A 5898-nucleotide genomic window follows, 5' to 3' on the forward strand; every position below is an offset into this window, starting at 1 on the left:
CCGCGGTCGCGTGGCGCGCGCAGGCGATCGGCTCGCTGCGCAGCTTCCTCGAGCGCCATCCGAAGTCGTTCGCGCGCGGGGAGATGCGCTTTCGGCTCGCAGACCTGCTCCTGCTCGAGGCGCGTCAGGAGTTCCGTTCACGCATGGCGGTGTTCCTGAAGGCACAGTCCGAGGGACGGCCGACCGGCGCGCTCCCGCTGCTGACGCACGGTCCGGCGCTCGCGCTCTACCGCGCGATTCTCGCCGAGGATCCGCAGTTCGAGCATCTCGACGCGGTGCGATTCAACGCGGCCATGATCCTCGCCGACGAGGGCGACCCGGGCGCCGAGCGATTCTTTGCCGAGCTGATCGAGCATCATCCCGATTCCCCGTACGGCCAGGAAGCGCACCTGCGGATGGGCGATCTGCGCTTCAACGACAAGCGCTTTGCCGAGTGCGTGCCGTTCTTCCAGAAAGCGGCCGAAGGCCCGGATCCGAGCCTCCAGGTCATCGCGCTCTACAAGATGGGCTGGGCGCACTTCAACCGCGACAAGTTCGAGGACGCAGCCGACGGGTTCCGTGCCGTGCTCGACTTGTACGCGTCGGGCAAGCGGCTCGAGATCAAGGCCGACATCGAACGCGAGGCCGAGCAGTACCTGGTGCACTCGCTGGCCGGCGCCGGCGGCGCAGGTGCCTACGCGCGTTACTTCGATCGCATCGGCGATCGGCCCTACGCTCGGCGCGTGCTGCTGTCGCTCGGCCAGCACTACCGGCGTTTCGGACAGCTCGCCGACGCAGCGGCAGCCGACCAGTTGTTCCTCGAGCGCCACCCGCTCGAGGCCGACGCGCTGCTGAGTGCGCAGCGTCTGGTCGAAACCCATCTGCGCGCTGATCACGCCGACGCCGCGCGCGACGCGCGGCTCGCGTGGGCGACGCGCTTCTCGCCCGGAAGCGACTGGGCGAAGGCGCAGGGCTCGGATTCGCTGCGACAGGCCGGTGCCGGCTTCGCGCGCTCCTCGATTCTGTCGGTGGCGCACGACCATCATCTGGCGGCGCGAGAGAAGGGCCGCGAGTCGGACTGGCGCACCGCCCTCGAGCTCTACGAGACGCTGCTGAGCAAGTGGCCGGACGATGCGGTCGCCGACGAGATTCATCTGCAGGCGGGCGAGGCTCGTACCAAGCTCGGCCAGTACGCGCTGGCGCTCCATCACTACGAAGCGGCCGAACGCTCATCGCAGGACAGCATCGCGGTGCTCGCGCGGTGGCAGCGCGTCGCGGTCACCGACGCGTGGTACGAGAGCACCCGTGGCAGCGGCACCCAGCGTGCCGCACTGGGCTCCGACTCGCTGGCTCGCGAGATGATGCGTGCCTCCGATGCGTTGCTCGAAAAACACCCGGATCATGCCAAGGCGGCCGACCTGCGCTGGCGCACGGCCAACCTGACGTTCGCGCACGGCTGGTACGACCGTGCCGCGCACGACTTCGAGTTGCTCGCCACCCGGCATGCCGCCGATCCGCGCGCGCCGCGCGCCGCGATCCTGCGCGCCGATGCGCTCTATCGTCTCGGCACCTTCGCCGACGCCGGACGTGCCTATGAAGAGGCACTGGCGAGTGCGAAGAGCGCCGGGGTCGACTCGCTCGTCCGTCGCGCCACCGCCGCGATTCCGGTCGCTTACTACCGCGAAGCCGAGGCCGCGGTTGCGGCCGACTCCTCGAAGCACGGCAGTCATGCCCAGCTGTTCGAGAAGGTGGCGGCGCGGTTCCCCGACTTCCCGCACGCTTCGCTCTCGCAGTACCGCGCCGGGCTCGCATGGCTCGAGGACGGCAACACCGGCGAAGGCGTGCGCGCGCTGCAGACTCTGATCGAGCGCTTTCCGGGCAGCGAGTATGTTCGCGACGCGCACCTGCAGATCGCCAAGGCGTGGGAACAGAGGAAGGACGCGACCCGCAGCGCCGAAGCGTATGCGCGGTTCGTCGAGCGTTTCCCTAGGGATTCGACCGCACGCGAGGCGTGGCTCAAGGCCGCGGATCTGTTCGCGAGCGGCGGCGCCGACACGCGTGCCGAGGAGCTGCGGCTCTCGTACGTGAAGCGCTATCCGAACGACACCGAAAACGTGATGGAGATCTACGAGTCGATGGCACGCCGCGAACTCGCGGCACTCGGCACCGCGCGTCCGATCTCGACGCTGGTCGCACTGCCGGCGCCGAAGCTCGCGAAGGGTGCGAAGGCGCCGAAGAAACCCGCCGTTGCGGCGCCGACCTCGCGACTCGCCGAGTATCTCAAGCAGGCCGAGGCGCACCCGAAGCTCGCGGCCAAAGACGTGCTGGCGCAAGTCGCCTACCTGCGGGGCGAGGAAGCGCGCACCGCCTGCGACGCGCTGGCCCTCAAGCTCCCGCTGCCCAGGTCGATCGCCGCCAAGCAGAAGCAGCTCGATCAGGTGATGGTCCACTACCGCGGCAGTGTCGATCACGGCATCGCCGAGTGGGCGAACGCCTCGACCTATCGTATCGGCGAGACGCTGGTGGGCTTCGGCGAGGCGCTCCAGAAGAGCGAGCGACCGGCCGATCTCAAGGGAGACGCGCTCACGGCTTACGAAGAGGTGCTGGCGACCCATGCCTCCACCTTCTACGACCGTGGCGAAGAAGTGTGGTCGGACCTGATGCGTCGTAAGGGGCGCGAGACGCCCGAAGACCCGTGGGTCGTCAAGGCTCAGGGGTCGCTGTGGCATCGGATCGGCGGGAAGTTCTTCTTCCGGCCCGAAGTCGAGTACCCGCTGGTCGCGGCGGCGGAAGTCGATCGCATCGACGCGGATCGTCGCGACGAACGCGGCGATCAGGACACGCCGAAGAGATCGAAAAAGGCGAAGAAGGAGCGCGAGTCGAAGGGCGGCGGCAGCGACGCCGCGCGCGATCACTCGCAGCGACAGGGCGGCGACCGATGAACCACACGATCCGAACCTCGAATTCGAGTGTGCGATCTCGCCGCGGGCGCGCCACCTCGGTGCGCGTCACGCTCCTGCTGCTGATGCTGTCCGCATCCGTGGCGCTGTCCGGCTGCGCCACCCTGTCGGGCGTCTCGCGCGTTCCTCCGATCAAGTGGCTCATCAAGGCTCCCGCGGCACCCGGTGTCGCCGAGGCACGCGCGCAGGCGAAGGCCGAGAAGCGCGCCCAGGCCGCCGCTCGATCGCTCGCCAGCAAGCAGGCGAAGTCGGCAAAGTCGGCAAAGTCACCGAAGCCGCCGAAGCATGACTCCGATTCCGAACGCCCGATGGCATCCATCAAACCCTCGGAGTTCGAAAAGCGCACCGCGGAAGCGCGCGAGCAGGCGCTGCTGGCGCCTCAGGAGCCCTACTGGCCCTACCGACTCGGGCAGCTGCTCGCCGGGGCCGATTCGAATTCGGCGGCCGAAGGGGCGCTCGAGAAGTCGCTCGCACGCAGCCCCCGCTACGCTCCCGCGCTCTCGCTGCTGTCCAAGCTGTGGTACGACAGCGGGCGCCATGCCGAGGCCGTCGCATTGCTCGAGCCCGCCGTGGCCGAGACCACCGCATGGCCCGATGGCGTACCGGCTGCCCTGTGGGCGGGCCTCGCGCTGCACTACGACGCACTCGATCGCATCGACGATGCGCGCGCCATCATGGCGTCGCTGACCCGCACCGCTTCGCGCGATGCACGCGCCGCTCTGGTCTACCTCACGCTGCGCTCCAATCAGCCCGAGGGCGCACGTTCGCTGGCTTCGGATGCGGTCGCTGACGAAGGCAAGAGTGCCGTCAACCAGAACAACTTCGGCATCACGCAGCTGCGTGGTGGGGATCCGGTCGCGGCGCGGCGTGCCTTCCTGCGCGCGATCGAAATCGATCCCCGCCTGGCGGGGCCCTACTACAACCTCGCGATCCTCGAAAAGTTCTACCTGTTCGACGAGGAAGCCGCGGGCCGCTGGTTCCACGCCTATCGTGAACGCGCCAAGGCCGACCCCGACAGCCTGTTCGCCGCCTTCGAACGCAGCGAGTTCAAACGACTCGCTCAACAGGGGAACTGACCATGCGCGCTCTGATCTTCGCACTCATGCTCGTGAGCCAGGTGGCGATCTCCGCGGAACAGAAGGCCTCGCCGCCGGCGAAGCCGACCGTCACACCTGCGGTCGTCACGCCACCTGCGGATGCGAAGCCCACCGTGGTCGCGAAGTCCGCCGTGGCCGCGAAGCCCCCAGTGGTTGTCGCGACTTCGAGCTCGAGGCCGGCCAGCGCGCGCTCGGGTAGCGCTCGCTCGCTCGAGGACATTCACATCGAGGGCGAGATCCCGGTTCCTCAAGTTCTGTTCATCACCGCGCGCGATCAGCGCCGCTTCCTCGATTTCAATCACCGCCGCTATCTCAAGACCAGCCGGGAAGTGGGTGCGGGCACCGCACTGCCGTCGCGCGTCGCGCTCGCGAGCCCGCGTCCCGATTCCACTCAGGGAGTCAAGCCGCAATGAACGGACCTCTCGCACCTGCCGCCGCGAGCCACCGGCCCCTTCGACCGCCGATCGGTCCGAGCGGCCCGCTGCTCATGATCGCCGACCGGCGTGCGTTCGCGGCCGCGTTCAAGTCGCGGCTGTCGCGCAGTCTGGTGCTCGCATGCGGCGCGCTCATCGTGCTGTTCGTACTGGGAATCTTCGTGATCCCCGTGCAGCAGCAGATCGTCGCGCGCGTCGAGCTCGAACAGCTCAAGGTCGAAATCCTTCCGGAACTGATTCTCGAAGCGCCGCCGGCGATCGAAACGATGCCCGACCAGGCGCTGAGTGCGCTGCAGGTCGAGAAGATCCTGCCGGCGCCGGCGCTCGAAGCGCCGCCCGAGAACCAGCCGCTGATCCCGACCCGCGTCCATCGTGACGATCCGTCGCGCGCGGTCGACGAAGCAGCCATCCGGCGCGGCCGCGAGCGTGCCGCCGAAGCGACCAAGCAGCTCGCCGGAAGCCGCGCGGCACTCGACCAGAGCATCGCCGATCTGTCCTCGTCGCTGGCCTCTGCGAACGGAGTGCGCACCGCTTCGAACCACTCGCGCCAACGCGTGGTGCGCGGCGGGCGCAGTGGCGGCGACCTCGGATCGATCGGTTCTGGACAGGCGGGCAGCGGCTCCGCGGCCGATCTGGGCGGCGCGGTCGAAGGGGCCTCGGTGGCAGTCGGCTCGCTCGCCCCGGCGCCGTCCTCGGGCACCGGTTCTCCCGATGGCTCGCCACGCTCGGGCATGAATCCCGGCGTCTATCGCAGCAATGCCTCGCTGCTGGCTGTGATCCAGCGCTACGCGGCCGGCATTCAGTACTGCTACAGCAACGAGCTCAAGCGCGATCCGAGCCTGCGAGGCAAGCTGGTGGTCGCCATCACGGTCGCCGCTTCGGGTGCCGTGACCGAAGCCAGTGTGATCTCGAACTCGGTTCGCTCGGACAAGCTCGAGAACTGCGCGCTGTCGCAGATTCGCGAGTGGCGCTTCCCGCCGATTCCCGAGGGCCTGACCACCTTCCAGGCGCCGTTCGTCTTCACGCCTCCCAACTGAGTCGCCGCGCGGCCGCACGCGCCGCGCGACCCGGGCCCAGGTCTCCGGATCTTCGCCAAAACTACCGTGAGGCCGACTCGTGCGTTTCCGGGCCGCTGACCCACGGAGGCGTACGGTGGACGAGACCCCGAATCAGTCGAGCGCCGAGGATCCGAACGGGTCGTCGTCCGACGCGCCCGAACCGCGTCCCCACGCCCTGCCGGAGGGACCTGGGATTGCGCGCGCGAACCCGGCGGATCGGCGGCTGCAGGCGTGGTCCGAGCCGCTGTGGTTCGGCGGCGCCGGCATGGTGGCCGCGCTGGCACTCGCCCTGTTCGTGACCCCACGAGCGCGTACCGACTCCAACTCCGCACTCCCCGAATTCGCGGCCGCTCACGAGACCGCGGTGAGC

Annotated in this window: 5 protein-coding genes; all 5 read left to right on the top strand. The window is 68.9% G+C overall.

Translation table 11 applies throughout. The features are described from left to right. The coding region (locus HOP12_04995) for a tetratricopeptide repeat protein (GenBank protein NOT33512.1) at positions 1-2921 on the top strand (2921 nt) is incomplete at its 5' end. Beyond that, complete coding sequence (locus tag HOP12_05000) at positions 2918-4015, top strand: hypothetical protein (protein ID NOT33513.1); 1098 nt, start codon at positions 2918-2920, stop codon at positions 4013-4015. The genes HOP12_04995 and HOP12_05000, both read left to right, overlap by 4 nt. A gap of 2 nt (positions 4016-4017) precedes the next feature. Then, a complete protein-coding gene (locus HOP12_05005) occupies positions 4018-4449 on the top strand; it encodes a hypothetical protein (GenBank protein NOT33514.1) in 432 nt (143 codons plus the stop codon). After that, the gene (locus HOP12_05010) at positions 4446-5507 is read left to right on the top strand and encodes an energy transducer TonB (GenBank protein NOT33515.1); all 1062 of its coding nucleotides are present in this window, start codon (positions 4446-4448) and stop codon (positions 5505-5507) included. Before HOP12_05005 ends, HOP12_05010 begins: the two co-directional genes overlap by 4 nt. 115 nt (positions 5508-5622) lie before the next feature. Further along, on the top strand, positions 5623-5898 hold a 276-nt coding region (locus tag HOP12_05015; GenBank protein ID NOT33516.1), incomplete at its 3' end, for a hypothetical protein.

The sequence above is a fragment of the Candidatus Eisenbacteria bacterium genome (assembly GCA_013140805.1).
Taxonomy (GTDB): Bacteria; Eisenbacteria; RBG-16-71-46; order RBG-16-71-46; family RBG-16-71-46; genus JABFRW01.